We start from the raw sequence: 17,240 nt of genomic DNA on the forward strand, positions 1-17,240 counted from the left end.
CTTAAATTAACCGGCAAACCGCGCCAGCAGAGACTCACCTAATGAGGAGACCGCAGCGATGCGCGCCTCACGCCCTTGCGCCTGGTAATCCAGGTGTATTTCGATATCCGGCTCGGGCAGAACACCGGTGCCCTGTTGCGGCCATTCCACCAGGCAGATGGCATCGTTAGCAAAATAATCGCGGATCCCCATAAATTCGAGCTCCTCGGGATCGGCAAGGCGGTACAGATCGAAGTGATAGACCATGAGGTTATCGAGCTGATACGGCTCGACCAGGGTATAGGTGGGGCTTTTGACGTTGCCGTTATGGCCCAGCGCATGCAAGAACCCGCGGCTAAAGGTGGTTTTACCTGCGCCTAAATCGCCATACAGATAGATGACCGTTGCACCAGAACAGGCCTGCGCCACTCGGTTGCCAAGGTCCAGGGTTGCCTGTTCGTCAGGTAAAGGAATCACTCGATTAATCATGGTATACGTCAATCACATCCGGGTTAACAACACGCCGTAGCGTGGAAAAGAGATCGGTCGCCAACATACCGCGGGTGCCATAGCGCGCAGCCAGTTCATCAGCAGCGGCACCATGGGCGATACACCCTGCGCAGGCTGCATCATACGGCGATAATGCCTGCCCCAGCAATGCACCAATGATGCCTGACAGCACATCACCCATACCCCCGCTGGCCATGCCGGCGTTTCCAGCATCAATAATGCTCATCACGCCGCGCTCATCGGCGACGATTGTCCCGGCACCTTTCAGCACCACGGCACCACCATAACGTTTTACCAGACGCTGTGCGGAAAGTAAGCGATCGTTCTCAATTTCCGCCACTGTGCAATTCAGCAGACGCGCGGCCTCACCGGGATGCGGCGTGATCACGCGATTGTGACGTTTATCCGGATTGATTGCCAGCAGGTTCAGCGCATCGGCGTCCCACAACGTGGCTTTACGGAAATTATCAATTTTACGCAGCGCCTGTTTACCCCACGGGGCCTGTCCGAGACCTGGGCCAATGACTACCACGTCCGCCCACGCCAGACTTTCATCCAGCGACTGCGGCGTGAGTTCATCGACCATCAATTCCGGTCGTGCCGTGATGATTGGCGCGATGTTTTCTGCACGAGTGAGCACTTTCACCAGACCAGCACCCGCACGTAGCGCGGCCTCTCCGGCCATACGAATCGCCCCGGCGGTCCCCCGATCGCCACCGATCAGCACCAGCCGTCCGTGATCGCCTTTGTGCGAAGTCGGGCGACGCGGAGTAAACCATTGCGACAGCTGTGAGGCATCAAGACGATGTACATGCGTTTGCTGTTCTGCCAGCCACTTCTCCAGGCCCAGCGCATGATGGCGAAGCTGGCCAACCACATCGCGCGCTTTGCCCGTCAGTAGACCCGGTTTGAGGGCGATAAAGGTGATGGTGTCAGCCGCATGGATAACGGCACCCGGCGTGGTTCCGGTTTGGGCATTGAGCCCGGAAGGAATATCCAGCGCGATAATCGGCGCCGGAAAATGGTTGGCCTGCTCAATCAGTCCCGCCACGTTCTCACGCGGCGCGTTTTGTAATCCGGTACCGAGCAGAGCATCAAAAATTAAGTCTACGTCCTGCGGCCAGGGAATATCCGTCTGATGAATGATCCCGCCGCTTTCAAGCCACGCTTCGCGAGCCGTATGCGCCTCTTCCGGCAGGGGTTTATCACCGGTCAGAGCCAGCAGCGTCACGCGAATACCCGCGGCTTGTGCCAGACGAGCAACAACGTAGCCATCGCCGCCGTTGTTACCGTGGCCACACAAAATTAACCAATGTCGGGTAGCGGGATATGCGGCCCGCGCCACGTCGAACGCCGCCTGTCCGGCACGCTGCATCAGTTCATATAGGGGGATCCCGAGGCTCTGTGCCGCCGTTTTTTCGGCGAGACGCAGTTCGTCCGCAGGCCAAATGGAGTGTGGTATACTTTGGGGGATTCTTGTCAATGTATGGTCCGTCATGTCACAGCCCCTCGATCTCAATCAATTAGCGCAACAAATCAAACAATGGGGCACTGAACTCGGTTTTCAGCAGGTCGGTATTACCGATACCGATCTCAGCGAGGCCGAACCTAAACTACAGGCATGGCTGGACAAACAATACCACGGCGAGATGGATTGGATGGCACGCCACGGAATGATGCGCGCCCGTCCCCACGAACTGCAGCCCGGAACGCTCCGGGTGATTAGCGTTCGTATGAACTATCTTCCCGCCAATGCGGCATTTGCCCGCACGCTGAAAAACCCCGAGCTCGGATACGTCAGCCGTTATGCCCTTGGGCGTGATTATCATAAGCTGTTGCGTAACCGCCTTAAAAAGCTCGGGGAAATGATCCAGGAACAGTGCGTCTCGCTGAATTTTAGACCGTTTGTCGACTCTGCGCCTATTCTTGAGCGCCCATTAGCCGAAAAAGCCGGAATTGGCTGGACCGGTAAGCACTCACTTATCCTTAACCGCGACGCCGGATCGTTCTTTTTCCTCGGTGAACTGTTGGTTGATATACCGCTACCTATCGACCAGCCGGTAGCCGAAGAGTGCGGGCGATGCGTCGCTTGCATGACCATCTGCCCGACCGGCGCTATCGTTGAGCCGTATACCGTCGACGCCCGTCGCTGCATTTCCTACCTGACTATCGAACTGGAAGGCGCAATCCCGGAAGAATTTCGCTCGCTCATCGGCAACCGTATCTACGGCTGCGATGACTGCCAACTGATTTGCCCATGGAATCGTTTTTCACAGTTAACCGATGAGGCTGATTTCAGCCCGCGCAAAGCGCTGCATTCGCCCGAACTTGTCGAACTGTTTGCCTGGACTGAGGCCTGGTTTCTGAAAGTGACTGAAGGTTCGGCGATTCGCCGTATTGGTCACCTGCGCTGGCTGCGAAATATTGCCGTCGCGCTGGGCAACGCCCCGTGGAGCGAAGCCGCGCTTAACGCCCTGGAAAGCCGCCGAGGTGAGCACCCACTACTCGATGAACACATTGAGTGGGCTGTAGCGCAGCAAATTGCTCGCCGTAATGAGGGAGTGATTGAGGTACAGCTCCCGAAGAAACAGCGTCTGGTGAGAGTGGTCGAAAAAGGCTTACCGCGCGATGCCTAAGATACTCACAGCCTGTGAGTAAAAATAAAAACACATTGCGTTTCAACACGCCAAAGTTCGTCAAGCGATCGCGCTAACATTTTGAAACGATATATTCTCTTATATTTCAACAAGATAAATAAACACGTAAAAATCTTACGAAAATTAGCATGCTAATAACGCGATGACAGGCTGTGGATAACTCTGTTTACAAGAGTATTTCAGGAACGAAAAAAACAACCTCAACGAATGATTTCATTGTGGAAGTATTTTTGTTTTGGAAGAAAATTTGGAGCGGGAAACGAGACTCGAACTCGCGACCCCGACCTTGGCAAGGTCGTGCTCTACCAACTGAGCTATTCCCGCTTGGGTGTGTCTACTGCGACTACTTTCAAATTTTGGAGCGGGAAACGAGACTCGAACTCGCGACCCCGACCTTGGCAAGGTCGTGCTCTACCAACTGAGCTATTCCCGCTTGGGTGTGTCTACTGCTACTGCTTTCAAATTTTTGGAGCGGGAAACGAGACTCGAACTCGCGACCCCGACCTTGGCAAGGTCGTGCTCTACCAACTGAGCTATTCCCGCAAAATCTGGCAATTTTTGTTGCTGTCGTAATTCGCATTTCTGCTTCGTTACGGGAGGCGCATTATACGAGAATTCTTTCCCCCTGCAACCCCCCTTGAAGCGATTTTTTAATTTTTTCGTTCAAGTGCTGGATAAATCGGCAGATTGCCTATTTTAGCGCCAATTCATCCCTTTAGCACGTTAAAGCTGAATAAAATGTTCGCGATAGTAGGCTAACTCGGCCACCGACTCGCGGATATCATCCATCGCCTGGTGAGTACCCTGTTTTTTAAAGCCCGGCAGAATTTCCGGCTTCCAGCGACGCGCCAACTCTTTTAAGGTGCTGACGTCCAGATAGCGGTAGTGGAAATAGGACTCCAGCTCCGGCATGTATTTAAACAGGAAGCGACGATCCTGACCGATACTGTTGCCACAGATTGGTGATTTGCCTTCCGGCACCCACTGTCTCAGAAATTCCAGCGTTGCCAGTTCCGCTTCACGATCGCCCAGAGTACTGGCCTTCACGCGTTCAACCAGTCCGCTACCGGTATGGGTACGGACATTCCAGTCGTCCATTAACGCCAGCTGCGCATCCGACTGATGGACAGCGATGGTTGGCCCTTCCGCCAGGATATTCAGCTGTGCATCGGTCACCAGCGTGGCGATTTCAATAATGCGATCGCGCTCGGGATCCAGACCCGTCATCTCCAGATCGATCCAAATCAGGTTGTTTTCATCTGCACTCATGTTATTTTCCACCCTTCTGTCTTACCTGCCGCGGTAGGTTAACTAGTATTAATTAGCGTGTATCATAGAGGTTTTGCCCAACATGGGCGACCAGGAGTCAGCACGATTGAGTAAAAATAAACTCTCCAAAGGTCAGCAGCGCCGCGTAAAAGCCAACCATGAGCGCCGCCTTACAACAACTGCGGAGAAGCCAGATTACGACGATAACCTGTTTGGCGAAGCCGCCGAAGGTATCGTCATCAGCCGCTTTGGTATGCATGCCGACGTGGAGTCCGCCGATGGCGAAACCCACCGCTGCAACATCCGCCGGACTATCCGTTCACTGGTTACTGGCGACCGCGTCGTCTGGCGCCCGGGTAAAGCCGCCGCGGAAGGTGTCAGAGTTAAAGGCATCGTCGAAGCAGTACATGAGCGCACATCAGTGCTTACCCGTCCGGACTTTTACGATGGCGTAAAACCGATCGCCGCCAATATCGATCAAATTGTTATCGTTTCCGCCATTTTGCCTGAACTGTCGCTCAATATTATCGACCGTTACCTCGTGGCCTGCGAAACGCTCGACGTTGAGCCTCTGTTGGTGCTCAATAAGATCGATTTGTTGGACGAAGAAGGCATGGCTTTCGTCAACGAACAGATGGATATCTATCGCCGCATCGGCTATCGCGTCCTGATGGCGTCCAGCCATACTCAGGATGGCTTAAAGCCGCTAGAAGAAGCGCTCACTAACCGAATCAGCATCTTCGCCGGGCAGTCCGGTGTCGGTAAATCCAGCTTGCTGAACGCGCTGTTAGGGTTGAGCGATGACAGTATCCTCACCAACGACGTCTCCAACGTTTCAGGGCTGGGGCAACACACCACCACCGCGGCGCGTCTGTATCACTTCCCGCACGGCGGCGACGTTATTGACTCCCCGGGCGTTCGTGAATTTGGCCTGTGGCATCTCGAGCCAGAACAAGTGACCCAGGGTTTTGTCGAATTCCATGATTACCTTGGCCATTGCAAATACCGCGACTGCAAGCACGATACCGATCCAGGCTGCGCTATCCGTGAAGCCGTGGAGAACGGAAAGATTGCCGAATCACGTTTCGAACACTATCACCACATTCTGGACAGTATGGCGCAGGTAAAAACGCGTAAAAACTTTTCAGAGACCGATAAATGAGAACTATGATTTTGCCGACTGACATTTTTGCTAACAATCGCTAGAATCGGCCGCTTTTCTCATTGAGATCCGACGCCCGTCGTCGGGTCAGGAACGACACATATTGGCCTGGAGGCTACCTTGTTAAACTCGTTTAAACTTTCACTGCAATACATTCTGCCTAAACTGTGGCTTACGCGTCTCGCAGGCTGGGGTGCAAGCAAACGAGCGGGATGGCTGACCAAATTGGTTATCGATCTGTTCGTCAAATTCTACAAGGTCGACATGAAAGAGGCGCAGAAGCCGGATACCGCCAGCTACCGCACTTTCAACGATTTCTTTGTTCGTCCGCTGCGTGAAGATGCCCGCCCGGTCAACACAGACCCAAGCGTTCTGGTGATGCCAGCCGATGGCGCTATCAGCCAATTGGGTGCTATTGAAGGCGATAAAATTCTGCAGGCCAAAGGTCACGACTACTCGCTGGAAGCGCTGCTGGCCGGTAACTACATCATGGCCGACCTGTTCCGTAACGGTACCTTTGCCACCACCTATCTCTCCCCACGTGACTATCACCGCGTCCACATGCCGTGCAACGGTATCCTGCGTGAGATGATCTACGTGCCGGGCGATCTGTTCTCCGTGAATCATTTGACGGCGCAGAACGTACCAAACCTGTTTGCCCGTAACGAGCGCGTTATCTGCCTGTTCGATACCGAATTCGGCCCAATGGCGCAAATTCTGGTTGGCGCGACCATCGTCGGCAGCATTGAAACCGTCTGGTCCGGCACCGTCACGCCACCGCGTGAAGGCGTGATCAAGCGCTGGACCTATCCGGCAGGCGATCAGGAAGGTTCTGTGGCACTGCTGAAAGGCCAGGAAATGGGCCGCTTCAAACTGGGTTCAACGGTGATTAACCTGTTTGCGCCGGGTAAAGTGACGTTGGTTGAAGCGCTGAAAAATCTGTCGGTGACTAAACTGGGTGAACCACTGGCTATCTCCACCGAAGTCGTGGCTGAACCAGAAGCCGCGGTTGAACCAGAAGTCGTCGTTGAGCCGGAAGTTATCGTTGAGCCAGCCACCAAACACGTTGAGCAGGACGTTGCTCCGCAGGCTGACGAAAAAAAAGAGCAAAGCTAATTACTGAATAAGGGTCTGATGTGCGCCTGATTATCACTTTACTGATGGCCTGGTGCCTCAGCCAGGGGGCGTACGCAGCGACGCCCCTCAATGCTCGACAAATAGCCCAGGAACTGGAACAGGCGAAAGCGGCCAAGCCCGCTCAGCCTGAAACCGTCGAAGCATTACAAAACGCCCTTACTGCGCTCGAGGAGCAAAAAGGCTCCCTCGAGCGCACCGCGCAGTACCAGCAGGTTATCGACAATTTCCCCAAACTCTCCCAGACGCTGCGCAGCCAGCTTAACAACCTGCGTGATGAACCACGTCAGGCACCGGAGGGAATGAGCTCTGATGCGCTAAATCAGGAGATTTTGCAGGTTAGCAGCCAGCTACTGGAAAAAAGCCGCCTGGCCCAACAGGAACAGGACCGCGCCCGCGAAATCGCTGATTCCGTCAACCAATTACCGCAACAGCAGACCGACGCCCGTCGTCAATTGAACGACGTTGAGCGCCGCCTCGGAACCAGCACCGGCAATTCACCGCTGGCGCAGGCGCAGGCTCTCAGCCTGCAGGCCGACTCCAGCAAGCTGAAGGCATTGGTCGATGAACTGGAGCTGGCGCAGCTTTCCGCTAACAATCGTCAGGAGCTGGCGCGTATGCGCTCGGAGCTGGCGCAGAAACAGAGCGAACAGCTCGACGCTTATCTACAGGCACTGCGTAACCAGCTCAATAGCCAACGCCAGCGCGAAGCGGAACGGGCGCTGGAGAGCACCGAACTGCTGGCCGAAAACAGCGAGAATCTGCCAGTCGGGATCGTTGACCAGTTTAAAATTAACCGCGAGCTTTCCCAGGCGTTGAATCAACAGGCCCAGCGCATGGATCTGGTCGCCTCCCAGCAGCGTCAGGCCGCGAACCAGACCCTACAGGTCCGCCAGGCGCTCAACACGCTGCGCGAGCAGTCACAGTGGCTGGGAGCATCGAATCTGCTCGGCGAAGCGCTGCGTGCCCAGGTGGCCCGCCTGCCTGAGATGCCAAAGCCGCAGCAGCTGGATACCGAAATGGCGCAACTGCGTGTGCACCGCCTGCGCTATGAAGATCTACTGAACAAGCAGCCGCAATTACGCCAGATCCACCAGGTTGACGGCCAGCCGCTCACCGGCGAGCAAAACCGCATTCTTGAGGCCCAGCTGCGCACCCAGCGTGAACTGTTAAACTCCCTACTTCAGGGCGGCGACACACTGATCCTTGAGCTTACTAAGCTGAAAGTCTCCAATAGTCAGTTGGAAGATGCGCTAAAAGAGGTGAACGAAGCGACGCACCGCTATCTGTTCTGGACCTCCGATGTACGCCCTATCGACTTTAGCTGGCCGATTGAAATCGTGCAGGATCTGCGTCGGCTGATCTCGCTGGATACCTTTAGTCAGCTAGGTAAAGCCAGCGTCATGATGGTCACTAGCCGCCAGACGTTATTCCCGCTCTTTGCCGCGTTACTGTTGGTTGGCTTTAGCATTAGCTCGCGTAAACACTTCACGCGTTTTCTGGAGCGCTCCAGCGCCCGCGTAGGCAAAGTCACCCAGGACCACTTCTGGCTAACGATGCGCACGGTGTTCTGGTCGATTCTGGTGGCCTCACCGCTGCCGGTACTGTGGGCAACTTTGGGCTACGGTCTTCAGGAGGCTTGGCCTTACCCACTGGCGGTGGCTATCGGCGATGGCGTCACCGCCACCGTGCCGCTGCTGTGGGTGGTGATGATCTGCGCCGCCTTCGCCCGCACTAACGGTCTGTTTATCGTCCACTTCGGCTGGCCGCAAAACCGTGTCGCCCGTGCCATGCGCTATTACCTGATGAGCATCGGACTCATCGTGCCGCTTATCATGGCGCTGATCATGTTCGATAACCTCAACGACCGGGAGTTCTCCGCATCGCTAGGCAGACTCTGCTTTATCCTGATCTGCGGTGCGCTGGCGGTGGTTACACTCAGCCTGAAGCGCGCGGGCATTCCACTGTATCTCGACAAAGAGGGCAACGGTGATAATCGGGTCAACAGCATGCTGTGGAACCTGATGATTGGCGCGCCGCTGGTCGCTATTTTTGCCGCCGCCGTCGGCTATCTCGCCACATCGCAGGCTCTGCTGGCGCGTCTGGAAACCTCGGTTGCCATCTGGTTCCTGCTGCTGGTGATTTACCACGTCATCCGCCGCTGGATGCTTATCCAGCGCCGCAGACTGGCGTTTGAACGAGCCAAACACAAACGCGCTGAAATGCTGGCGCACCGTGCCAGAGGTGAAGAAGAAGCCCACGCCACCAGCCTCGAAGGAACCGCAGAGATGGAGGTGAGTGAGGTCAATCTCGACACTATCAGCGAACAGTCTCTGCGTCTCGTCCGCTCGATTCTGATGCTGATTGCGCTGGTATCGGTGATTATCCTGTGGTCGGAAATCCACTCGGCGTTTGGCTTCCTCGAGAACATCTCGCTGTGGGATGTCACCTCTACCGTGCAGGGCGTTGAAAGTATTGAACCGATTACCCTCGGCGCGGTACTCATCGCCATTCTGGTGCTGATTATCACCACCCAGCTGGTACGTAACCTGCCCGCGCTACTCGAGCTCGCGATTCTCCAGCATCTCTCCCTGGCACCGGGTACCGGGTACGCCATTACCACCATCACGAAATACATTCTGATGATGATTGGTGGCCTGATGGGCTTCTCACTGCTGGGGATTGAGTGGTCGAAACTGCAATGGCTGGTTGCCGCCCTCGGTGTCGGTCTCGGCTTTGGTTTGCAGGAGATATTCGCCAACTTTATCTCTGGCCTGATTATTCTGTTTGAGAAACCAATTCGTATCGGCGATACGGTCACTATTCGCGACTTAACCGGGAGCGTCACGCGCATCAACACCCGAGCCACCACCATCAGCGACTGGGACCGCAAAGAGATTATCGTGCCAAACAAGGCATTTATCACCGAGCAGTTTATCAACTGGTCGCTGTCGGACTCAGTCACCCGCGTGGTGTTAAGCATCCCGGCACCGTCGGACGCCAACAGCGAAGAGGTCGCGCAGATCCTACTGACCGCCGCCCACCGCTGCTCGCTGGTGATTGATACACCGGCGCCGGAAGCGTTCCTGGTAGATTTACAACAGGGGATTCAGATTTTCGAGCTGCGTATCTACGCCGCCGAGATGGGTCACCGCATGCCGCTGCGCCACGAACTGCACCAGCTGATTCTGGCCGGTTTCCGCCAGCATGGTATCGATATGCCGTTCCCGCCGTTCCAGATGCGCTTAGAGAGTATCAATGGCAAGAAATCGGCGAACACGCTGACCTCTGCGGGCCGTGCCAGCCGCCAGCCGGGCAGTCTGTAATCGAAGCACCTTCTCCCCTTTTTAGGGGAGAAGGAATCACGCAATACTCGCTTTATTTTTGGTTCGTTCGCGTGGCGTCACCGACGCTTCGCTTCACCACCGGCAGTATTTCGTCGGTAGTGTATTGCATAGCCTGACTACCGCATTTATTCCGCGGCCAGGTGCGGTCGGGGGTCGGCCCTGTGGCGATAGTTTTCGTAAATAGCCATCGCCAGCAGCGAGAAGAAAATCGGCCCGCCAACCATCCACAGTGCGCTGTCCCAGTCTCCCTTCTCGATTACCGGCTGAATCACGGTAAAGATGTTGGCAAAAGCAACCACCAGCACCACCACGCCCGTGGCAAGCCATATTGAGACCTTCGTTTTGAAGAGAACAAACGGACGGTCGAGATCCATTTTGGCTTTAAAGAACGGGAAGGCCAGCGCCAGGAACAGATACGGCAGGGTCATGGAAACGTTGGCCATCAGCGTCAGCTTGTTATAGAACGCCGAAGCGGTATCGCCGCCAAAAGAGACCAGCAGAATAAACAGGCTCACCAGCGCGCACTGCATCCACATCGCCGTGGATGGCATGCCATTTTCATTGAGACGGGTCATTGACGCTGGCCACAATGCTTTTGGCGTTCCTTGAATAATCGCCTTCAGCGGTGAGTAGATTAAAGTAAAGAATGCGCCGGTATATGCGAGGAACATCGACAACCCGGTAATTCGTGCAAACCAAACCCCTACCGTGGCGGCCGCTGCTGGCGAAAGATGCAAGGCGTTGCCCAGTGTCGCTCCCAAACTGGACATCAACACATAGGTAATGTTGCCAAGGTTAACCGAGCTGTCACTTAAAATTTGCTGCCAGTTGGTGCTAACACCCCACAAGAATATCGCCAGCGAATAACCAATAGAAATAACTATCGCCGCAAAGACAATACCTTTGGCGAAGTTCTTTTCCGGACTTTCCGTTTTATCTACCAGACCACCCACGGCTTCAATGCCACCGTAAGCAAAGATTGCAAATACTACAAACGATAAAACTGCCAGCCCCGATTGATAACCCGGGTTTGGCGAGGTGATGAAATTAATTGGCTGTGCAAAGTGGCCGCCATTTAATAACAAAATAGCAATACTTACTAACAATAAAACCAGATTAAGACACATCACAGCAATACCGCCAATGGCAGTAATACGTGCAATTTTATTAATTCCTTTTGCCGCAACCATCGTGACCAGCACCATCCAGACTACCGCCAGTACACCTACCACCTGCGTCGATGCCAGGCCAGCAAAGCTCCCGTGCTGAGTCATGTCAGAGCCAAACAGGAAGGTCGAAAACGGTACCCACACCTTCGCCGACGTGCTCACCATCCAGATAACGTAGGAAGAGAACCACATAAAGGTACCAATAAACGCATAGCGTGGGCCGACGCTATTATTCATCCACGAATAGATCCCCCCCTCTTCTTTACGATAGGCAGCCCCCATTTCAGCCATCATTAAGGCAAAGGGAATAAAGAATAAAAGTGCGGAAAATATATACCAGACGATGGCGCTATATCCCATCAGATAAAATGCGGAGGGGCTATTGGCAAAACCAAAAACTGAAGTAAATATCATCAGGATGAGGCCAATAAGGCTCATCTTTTTTATTGACTGGGTCATTTGACCCTCCTTTACTCTGAACCATTATTTTACACGCCGACAGGACACCGCATTGCGAACTTGCATGAGCAAGGCAATGGGAGAGCGACGATAGAATTTGCTGGCAGGATGATAGCAAACAACCAGAGGAATATTGTGACAATCAGCGGCAATTAAAAAATATATAACCATAAAATGACGCATTGCGCGTCATTTTATCTTGTTAAATAGTGTGTTAAGCCCGTTCTACGCTAAATGCCAGCACGTCAGCCAGACTTTCAGCCCCTAGCGCCAGCATCACCAGACGGTCAACTCCCAGTGCCACACCGGAACAATCCGGCAGGCCGGCCGCTAACGCGTCCAGCAGGTTTTGATCGATCGGTTGTTGTGGCAAACCACGCGCGGCGCGCTTGCGGTTGTCCTGCTCAAAACGCTGCTGCTGCTCACGGGCATCGGTCAGTTCATGGAAACCATTTGCTAGCTCCATCCCCTTGAAGTAAACCTCAAAGCGCTCGGCTACCCGATGATCTTCCGTACTGATCTGCGCCAGCGATGCCTGACTTGCCGGGAAGTGATAGACAAACGTCGGGCGTTCTTTACCAATATGTGGCTCAACGCCGAAGGTAAAGAGCAACTGTAGCAACGTGTCGCGATCCTCTTCGGTATCCGCAATGTTGCTCAGGTCGAGCTTCGCCGCCACTTCACGCATCTGAGCTTTGTCCGCCGACAGCGGGTCAATTTCCAGATGACGCTGGAACGCCTGCTGGTAAGAGAGACTCTCGGCAGGCTGGGTTTCCAGCACCTGCTGCAGCAGATCATCAACCTCGTTGATCAGGCGATACATATCAAAGTGCGGACGGTACCACTCCAGCATGGTGAATTCCGGGTTGTGGTGACGTCCCATTTCTTCATTGCGGAAGCTTCTACACAGCTGGAAAATGGGGCCACAGCCGGCTGCCAGCAGGCGCTTCATGTGATATTCCGGGCTGGTCATCAGATAAAGATTCATGCCCTGAGAATGCCCCGGGCCAACAAAGCGAGTCTCAAACGGTACCATATGGATGTCAGTAACCGTTGCCTGGCTCATGCAGGGCGTTTCCACCTCCAGTACGCCGCGGTCAGCAAAAAAACGACGGATTTCCGCCATTAGCGCCGCACGTTTTAACAGATTGGGAATGGAGGCGCTCGGCTGCCAGGTTGCCGTCTCGCTCATGTTTGTTTCTCCGAATTCAGACAAGGGCACGAAGTCTACCCGCAAGCGGCACATGACACAAATATTGCCCAGCGATTGATGAGAGGGCCAGGAAGAACATTTTCCTAAGTAATTCCATAACGTAATTCATCAGCTACATTGATAAATTAAGCGCACATATCGATAAAAAAATCGAACACATCAAATTTCCCTGACAAGCCCACGGGTATACTGCTTTACCTATAAAGGAGCAGTGGAAACGTTTTTGCGACAGGCCACGAGATATCCCCCGCGTAGCTTGTTGTGAAATAACAATAATCTGGAGGAATGTCGTGCAAACCTTTCAAGCCGATCTTGCCATTATAGGCGCAGGCGGAGCTGGATTACGCGCTGCTATTGCAGCCGCCCAGGCAAATCCAAAAGCCAAAATCGCTTTGATCTCAAAAGTTTATCCTATGCGCAGCCATACGGTTGCCGCCGAAGGTGGCTCCGCCGCCGTCGCACAGGACCATGATAGCTTCGAATACCATTTTCACGACACTGTCGCCGGTGGCGACTGGCTTTGCGAACAGGATGTCGTCGATTACTTTGTCCACCATTGTCCAACGGAGATGACCCAGCTTGAGCAGTGGGGCTGCCCGTGGAGTCGTCGCCCGGACGGCAGCGTTAACGTCCGGCGCTTCGGTGGCATGAAAATCGAACGCACATGGTTTGCCGCCGATAAAACCGGCTTCCATATGCTGCACACCCTATTCCAGACTTCCCTGCAATTCCCTCAAATCCAACGCTTTGATGAACATTTCGTCCTCGATATTCTGGTCGATGATGGTCAGGCCCGTGGCTTGGTCGCCATGAACATGATGGAAGGTTCGCTGGTACAAATTCGCGCCAACGCGGTGGTGATGGCCACCGGCGGTGCGGGGCGTGTGTATCGATACAATACCAACGGCGGCATCGTTACCGGTGACGGCATGGGCATGGCGCTAAGCCACGGCGTTCCGCTGCGTGATATGGAATTCGTTCAGTATCACCCAACCGGTCTGCCGGGCTCTGGCATCCTGATGACCGAAGGTTGCCGTGGCGAAGGCGGTATTCTGGTCAACAAAAACGGCTACCGCTACCTGCAGGACTACGGTATGGGTCCGGAAACCCCGCTGGGCGAGCCGAAAAACAAATACATGGAGCTGGGTCCACGCGACAAGGTTTCTCAGGCCTTCTGGCATGAATGGCGCAAAGGCAACACCGTACCAACGCCACGCGGTGATGTGGTCTATCTTGACCTGCGCCACCTCGGCGAGAAAAAGCTGCTGGAACGTCTGCCGTTCATCTGTGAACTGGCGAAAGCCTACGTCGGCGTCGATCCGGTGAAAGAGCCAATTCCAGTACGTCCAACCGCGCACTACACCATGGGCGGCATCGAAACCGACCAACAGTGTGAAACCCGCATTAAAGGGCTGTTCGCCGTCGGCGAATGTTCCTCCGTGGGTCTGCACGGTGCAAACCGCCTGGGCTCCAACTCGCTAGCGGAACTGGTAGTCTTCGGTCGTATGGCCGGTGAGCAGGCGATGGCCCGCGCAGCAACCGTCGGTGAAGCTAACGGCAGCGCGCTGGACGCGCAGGTGAGCGATATCGAAAACCGCCTGAAAGCGGTGGTGAACCAGGAAGGCAACGAAAACTGGTCGAAGATCCGCGACGAAATGGGTCTGTCGATGGAAGAAGGTTGCGGCATCTACCGTACCCCGGAGTTGATGCAGAAAACTATCGATAAGCTCGCTGAGCTACAGGAGCGCTTCAAACGCGTGCGCGTCACCGATACCTCAAGCGTGTTCAATACCGATTTGCTCTACACCATTGAGTTGGGCCATGGTCTGAACGTTGCCGAATGTATGGCGCACTCGGCGATGGCACGTAAAGAGTCGCGCGGCGCACACCAGCGTCTTGACGAAGGCTGCACCGAGCGTGATGACGTTAACTTCCTCAAACATACCCTCGCCTTCCGCGATGCCGACGGCACCACGCGCCTCGACTACAGCGATGTGAAAATCACGACCCTGCCACCGGCTAAACGCGTGTACGGCGCAGAAGCAGAAGCGGCCGAGAAGAAGGAGAAGGCCAATGGCTGAGATGCAAAATATCAAAGTTGAGATCGTGCGCTACAACCCGGAAGTGGACAGCGCGCCTCACAGTGCCTTTTATGAAGTGCCTTACGACGAGCAAACGTCGCTGCTCGACGCGCTGGGCTACATCAAAGATAACCTTGCGCCGGACTTAAGCTATCGCTGGTCCTGCCGCATGGCTATCTGCGGTTCCTGTGGCATGATGGTTAACAAAGTGCCGAAGCTGGCCTGTAAGACCTTCCTGCGTGAATACACCAAAGGGATCAAAGTCGAAGCGCTGGCCAACTTCCCTATCGAGCGCGATTTGGTGGTCGATATGACCCACTTTATCGAGAGTCTGGAAGCGATTAAGCCGTATATCATCGGCAATCCGCGCACGCCAGATCAGGGACCAAACACCCAGACTCCGGCGCAGATGGCGAAATACCATCAGTTCTCCGGCTGCATCAACTGCGGCCTGTGCTATGCAGCCTGCCCGCAGTTTGGCCTGAATCCTGAATTCATCGGCCCGGCGGCGATAACCCTCGCTCACCGCTACAACGAAGATAGCCGCGACCACGGGAAGAAAGAGCGCATGGCGCAGCTGAATGGTCAGAATGGCGTCTGGACCTGTACCTTTGTCGGCTACTGCTCCGAAGTGTGTCCAAAACACGTCGATCCCGCCGCCGCCATTCAGCAGGGTAAAGTGGAAAGTTCGAAAGACTTTCTTATCGCTACCCTGAAACCACGCTAAGGAGTGCATTATGACGACTAAACGCAAACCCTATGTACGGCCGATGCCGTCCACCTGGTGGAGAAAACTGCCGTTTTATCGCTTCTACATGCTGCGTGAAGGCACAGCGGTACCCACCGTCTGGTTCAGTATTGTACTGATCTACGGTTTGTTTGCGCTGAAGCACGGTGCTGAGAGCTGGGCTGGCTACGTAGGCTTTTTACAAAACCCTATCGTGGTCGTGCTGAATCTGATCACCCTGGGCGCTGCGCTGCTGCACACTAAAACCTGGTTTGAGCTGGCGCCAAAGGCAGCCAACATCATCGTGAAAGGCGAGAAAATGGGGCCGGAGCCGATTATTAAAGGGCTCTGGGTCGTGACCGCAGTGGTCAGCGTGGTGATATTGTTTATCGCCCTGTTCTGGTAAGGAGACTGGCATGATTAACCCTAATCCAAAACGTTCCGACGAGCCGGTATTCTGGGGCCTGTTCGGCGCAGGCGGCATGTGGGGTGCGATTATCGCCCCGGTTATTGTGCTGCTGGTTGGCATTATGCTGCCGCTGGGTCTGGCGCCGGCTGACGCCTTTAGTTACGAACGCGTACTGGGTTTTGCCCATAGCCTGATTGGCCGTGCGTTTATCTTCCTGATGATTGTTCTGCCGCTGTGGTGTGGTCTGCACCGTATTCACCATGCGATGCATGATCTGAAGATCCACGTCCCGAATGGGAAATGGGTGTTCTACGGCCTGGCAGCCATTCTGACGGTGGTGACGCTAGTCGGGGTACTGTTTATCTAACTTTGTGCCGCCTCCCGGCGGCGCTCTGTTCAACGGGGCGACGGTCCGTCGCCCCGTTGAACACATATCACACCAAACTACGCCTGCTGAATTAATGGGCGCTTAGCTTCAGACCAATAATCCCCATGACAATCAGCGCAAGACTGACGATACGCATTGGGCTCGCTGACTCACCTAACAGCAGAATCCCGGTGATAGCTGCACCAACCGCACCGATTCCCGTCCAGACCGCATAGGCCGTCCCTACCGGCAGACTTTTCATCGCCCATGACAGCATGGCCATGCTGACCACCATCGCCGCGATCGTAATGGCACTCGGCACCAGTCGGCTAAAACCATGGGTATATTTCAGGCCAACGGCCCACACCACTTCAAGAAGACCAGCAACAAAGAGAATTATCCAGGGCATATCAGGCTCCATAATAATGGGGCCGTCCCCAAGTGCGATACGCTTACGGGTCGTCCCGTAAGGTGTTTTGTAGAGAGGCAGTATAGGCAAGGAAAAACGACGGTACAACAGCGCGTCGTACCGTCAGTCTGGATTTATTGCTGCGCCTTGGTTGCTGCCCCAGAAATCGCGCTACCACCATCAGAAATATCCTGACCAAGACCTCGGGTGGTATTACATGCCGTTAAAACCGAGGAGAGTACCAGCACCGTAAAAAACGCTGCGATCGCTTTTTTCACCATAATGTCATCCTTATGTCAGTTTTAGTTATCTTGCTTGATAAGCATAGACAACTTCACCCAGCATGTT

Annotated in this window: 15 protein-coding genes and 3 tRNA genes; 8 read left to right on the forward strand and 10 right to left on the reverse strand. The window is 54.5% G+C overall.

The window, feature by feature from the left end; genetic code table 11:
- Positions 1–6: 6 nt before the first annotated feature.
- Both tsaE and nnr read right to left on the reverse strand, forming a co-directional pair.
- Entirely contained in the window at positions 7–468 is a 462-nt protein-coding gene (gene tsaE / locus LZ634_RS06770) for a tRNA (adenosine(37)-N6)-threonylcarbamoyltransferase complex ATPase subunit type 1 TsaE (protein ID WP_234503299.1), read from the reverse strand.
- Positions 461–1,987, reverse strand: coding sequence for a bifunctional ADP-dependent NAD(P)H-hydrate dehydratase/NAD(P)H-hydrate epimerase (gene nnr, locus LZ634_RS06775; protein ID WP_234503301.1), 1,527 nt, complete (start codon positions 1,985–1,987; stop codon positions 461–463). The genes tsaE and nnr overlap by 8 nt, the downstream gene beginning before the upstream one ends.
- On the opposite strand from nnr, the gene queG reads away from it, so the two are divergent.
- Entirely contained in the window at positions 1,986–3,125 is a 1,140-nt protein-coding gene (queG, locus tag LZ634_RS06780) for a tRNA epoxyqueuosine(34) reductase QueG (protein ID WP_234503306.1), read from the forward strand. The two genes, nnr and queG, sit on opposite strands and share 2 nt — an antisense overlap.
- 269 nt (positions 3,126–3,394) lie before the next feature.
- Here the strand turns inward: queG and LZ634_RS06785 are convergent.
- The 4 genes from LZ634_RS06785 to orn form a co-directional block, all read right to left on the reverse strand.
- Positions 3,395–3,470: transfer RNA gene (locus tag LZ634_RS06785), tRNA-Gly, on the reverse strand.
- A gap of 33 nt (positions 3,471–3,503) precedes the next feature.
- A tRNA-Gly gene (locus LZ634_RS06790) sits at positions 3,504–3,579 on the reverse strand.
- 34 nt (positions 3,580–3,613) lie between these two features.
- Positions 3,614–3,689 (reverse strand) — tRNA-Gly (locus LZ634_RS06795).
- A gap of 180 nt (positions 3,690–3,869) precedes the next feature.
- A complete protein-coding gene (gene orn, locus LZ634_RS06800) occupies positions 3,870–4,415 on the reverse strand; it encodes an oligoribonuclease (protein ID WP_234503309.1) in 546 nt (181 codons plus the stop codon).
- Between the two features lie 106 nt (positions 4,416–4,521).
- Here orn and rsgA point away from each other — a divergent pair, with 106 nt between their 5' ends.
- The 3 genes from rsgA (at position 4,522) to mscM (ending at position 10,037) form a co-directional block, all read left to right on the forward strand.
- Positions 4,522–5,577 carry a small ribosomal subunit biogenesis GTPase RsgA gene (gene rsgA / locus LZ634_RS06805; protein WP_234503311.1) on the forward strand — a complete coding sequence of 352 codons (1,056 nt, stop codon included), beginning with the start codon at positions 4,522–4,524 and terminating at the stop codon, positions 5,575–5,577.
- Between the two features lie 120 nt (positions 5,578–5,697).
- Positions 5,698–6,693, forward strand: coding sequence for an archaetidylserine decarboxylase (asd, locus tag LZ634_RS06810; RefSeq protein ID WP_234503314.1), 996 nt, complete (start codon positions 5,698–5,700; stop codon positions 6,691–6,693).
- 20 nt (positions 6,694–6,713) lie between these two features.
- On the forward strand, positions 6,714–10,037 hold the full coding sequence (gene mscM / locus LZ634_RS06815; RefSeq protein WP_234503317.1) for a miniconductance mechanosensitive channel MscM: 3,324 nt from the start codon (positions 6,714–6,716) through the stop codon (positions 10,035–10,037).
- A gap of 146 nt (positions 10,038–10,183) precedes the next feature.
- Here mscM and yjeM read toward each other — a convergent pair whose 3' ends face one another.
- Both yjeM and epmA read right to left on the reverse strand, forming a co-directional pair.
- The gene (gene yjeM, locus LZ634_RS06820) at positions 10,184–11,686 is read right to left on the reverse strand and encodes a glutamate/gamma-aminobutyrate family transporter YjeM (protein ID WP_234503320.1); all 1,503 of its coding nucleotides are present in this window, start codon (positions 11,684–11,686) and stop codon (positions 10,184–10,186) included.
- Positions 11,687–11,900: 214 nt separating this feature from the next.
- Positions 11,901–12,878, reverse strand: a complete 978-nt coding sequence (gene epmA, locus LZ634_RS06825; protein WP_234503323.1) for an elongation factor P--(R)-beta-lysine ligase — start codon at positions 12,876–12,878, stop codon at positions 11,901–11,903.
- Between the two features lie 311 nt (positions 12,879–13,189).
- Between epmA and frdA the strand changes: the two genes are divergently transcribed.
- Genes frdA through frdD form a run of 4 tightly spaced genes read left to right on the forward strand, consistent with a single transcriptional unit; the run spans position 13,190 to position 16,483 of the window.
- Positions 13,190–14,980, forward strand: coding sequence for a fumarate reductase (quinol) flavoprotein subunit (gene frdA / locus LZ634_RS06830; protein WP_234503326.1), 1,791 nt, complete (start codon positions 13,190–13,192; stop codon positions 14,978–14,980).
- Positions 14,973–15,707 carry a succinate dehydrogenase/fumarate reductase iron-sulfur subunit gene (locus LZ634_RS06835; RefSeq protein ID WP_234503328.1) on the forward strand — a complete coding sequence of 245 codons (735 nt, stop codon included), beginning with the start codon at positions 14,973–14,975 and terminating at the stop codon, positions 15,705–15,707. Before frdA ends, LZ634_RS06835 begins: the two co-directional genes overlap by 8 nt.
- A gap of 10 nt (positions 15,708–15,717) precedes the next feature.
- Positions 15,718–16,113, forward strand: a complete 396-nt coding sequence (frdC, locus tag LZ634_RS06840) for a fumarate reductase subunit FrdC (protein ID WP_052284676.1) — start codon at positions 15,718–15,720, stop codon at positions 16,111–16,113.
- Between the two features lie 10 nt (positions 16,114–16,123).
- Positions 16,124–16,483: a fumarate reductase subunit FrdD gene (gene frdD, locus LZ634_RS06845; RefSeq protein ID WP_052284675.1), complete on the forward strand. Its 360-nt coding sequence runs from the start codon at positions 16,124–16,126 to the stop codon at positions 16,481–16,483.
- 91 nt (positions 16,484–16,574) lie between these two features.
- Here frdD and sugE read toward each other — a convergent pair whose 3' ends face one another.
- Positions 16,575–16,892 (reverse strand): quaternary ammonium compound efflux SMR transporter SugE, encoded by a 318-nt coding sequence (sugE, locus tag LZ634_RS06850; RefSeq protein WP_234503332.1) that lies wholly within the window; start codon positions 16,890–16,892, stop codon positions 16,575–16,577.
- Positions 16,893–17,026: 134 nt separating this feature from the next.
- On the reverse strand, positions 17,027–17,173 hold the full coding sequence (gene ecnB / locus LZ634_RS06855) for a lipoprotein toxin entericidin B (RefSeq protein ID WP_234503336.1): 147 nt from the start codon (positions 17,171–17,173) through the stop codon (positions 17,027–17,029).
- Between the last annotated feature and the right edge of the window lie 67 nt (positions 17,174–17,240).

The sequence above is a fragment of the Kluyvera intermedia genome, from assembly GCF_021440345.1.
In the GTDB taxonomy this organism is placed as follows: domain Bacteria; phylum Pseudomonadota; class Gammaproteobacteria; order Enterobacterales; family Enterobacteriaceae; genus Kluyvera; species Kluyvera intermedia_A.

What these genes read in the sequence shown, in the direction of transcription:
- tsaE (WP_234503299.1), bottom strand. Translation starts at nt 468, where the DNA reads ATGATTAATCGAGTGATTCCTTTACCTGACGAACAGGCAACCCTGGAC.
- queG (WP_234503306.1), top strand. Translation starts at nt 1,986, where the DNA reads ATGTCACAGCCCCTCGATCTCAATCAATTAGCGCAACAAATCAAACAA.
- nnr (WP_234503301.1), bottom strand. Translation starts at nt 1,987, where the DNA reads ATGACGGACCATACATTGACAAGAATCCCCCAAAGTATACCACACTCC.
- orn (WP_234503309.1), bottom strand. Translation starts at nt 4,415, where the DNA reads ATGAGTGCAGATGAAAACAACCTGATTTGGATCGATCTGGAGATGACG.
- yjeM (WP_234503320.1), bottom strand. Translation starts at nt 11,686, where the DNA reads ATGACCCAGTCAATAAAAAAGATGAGCCTTATTGGCCTCATCCTGATG.
- epmA (WP_234503323.1), bottom strand. Translation starts at nt 12,878, where the DNA reads ATGAGCGAGACGGCAACCTGGCAGCCGAGCGCCTCCATTCCCAATCTG.
- LZ634_RS06835 (WP_234503328.1), top strand. Translation starts at nt 14,973, where the DNA reads ATGGCTGAGATGCAAAATATCAAAGTTGAGATCGTGCGCTACAACCCG.
- frdC (WP_052284676.1), top strand. Translation starts at nt 15,718, where the DNA reads ATGACGACTAAACGCAAACCCTATGTACGGCCGATGCCGTCCACCTGG.
- frdD (WP_052284675.1), top strand. Translation starts at nt 16,124, where the DNA reads ATGATTAACCCTAATCCAAAACGTTCCGACGAGCCGGTATTCTGGGGC.
- sugE (WP_234503332.1), bottom strand. Translation starts at nt 16,892, where the DNA reads ATGCCCTGGATAATTCTCTTTGTTGCTGGTCTTCTTGAAGTGGTGTGG.
- ecnB (WP_234503336.1), bottom strand. Translation starts at nt 17,173, where the DNA reads ATGGTGAAAAAAGCGATCGCAGCGTTTTTTACGGTGCTGGTACTCTCC.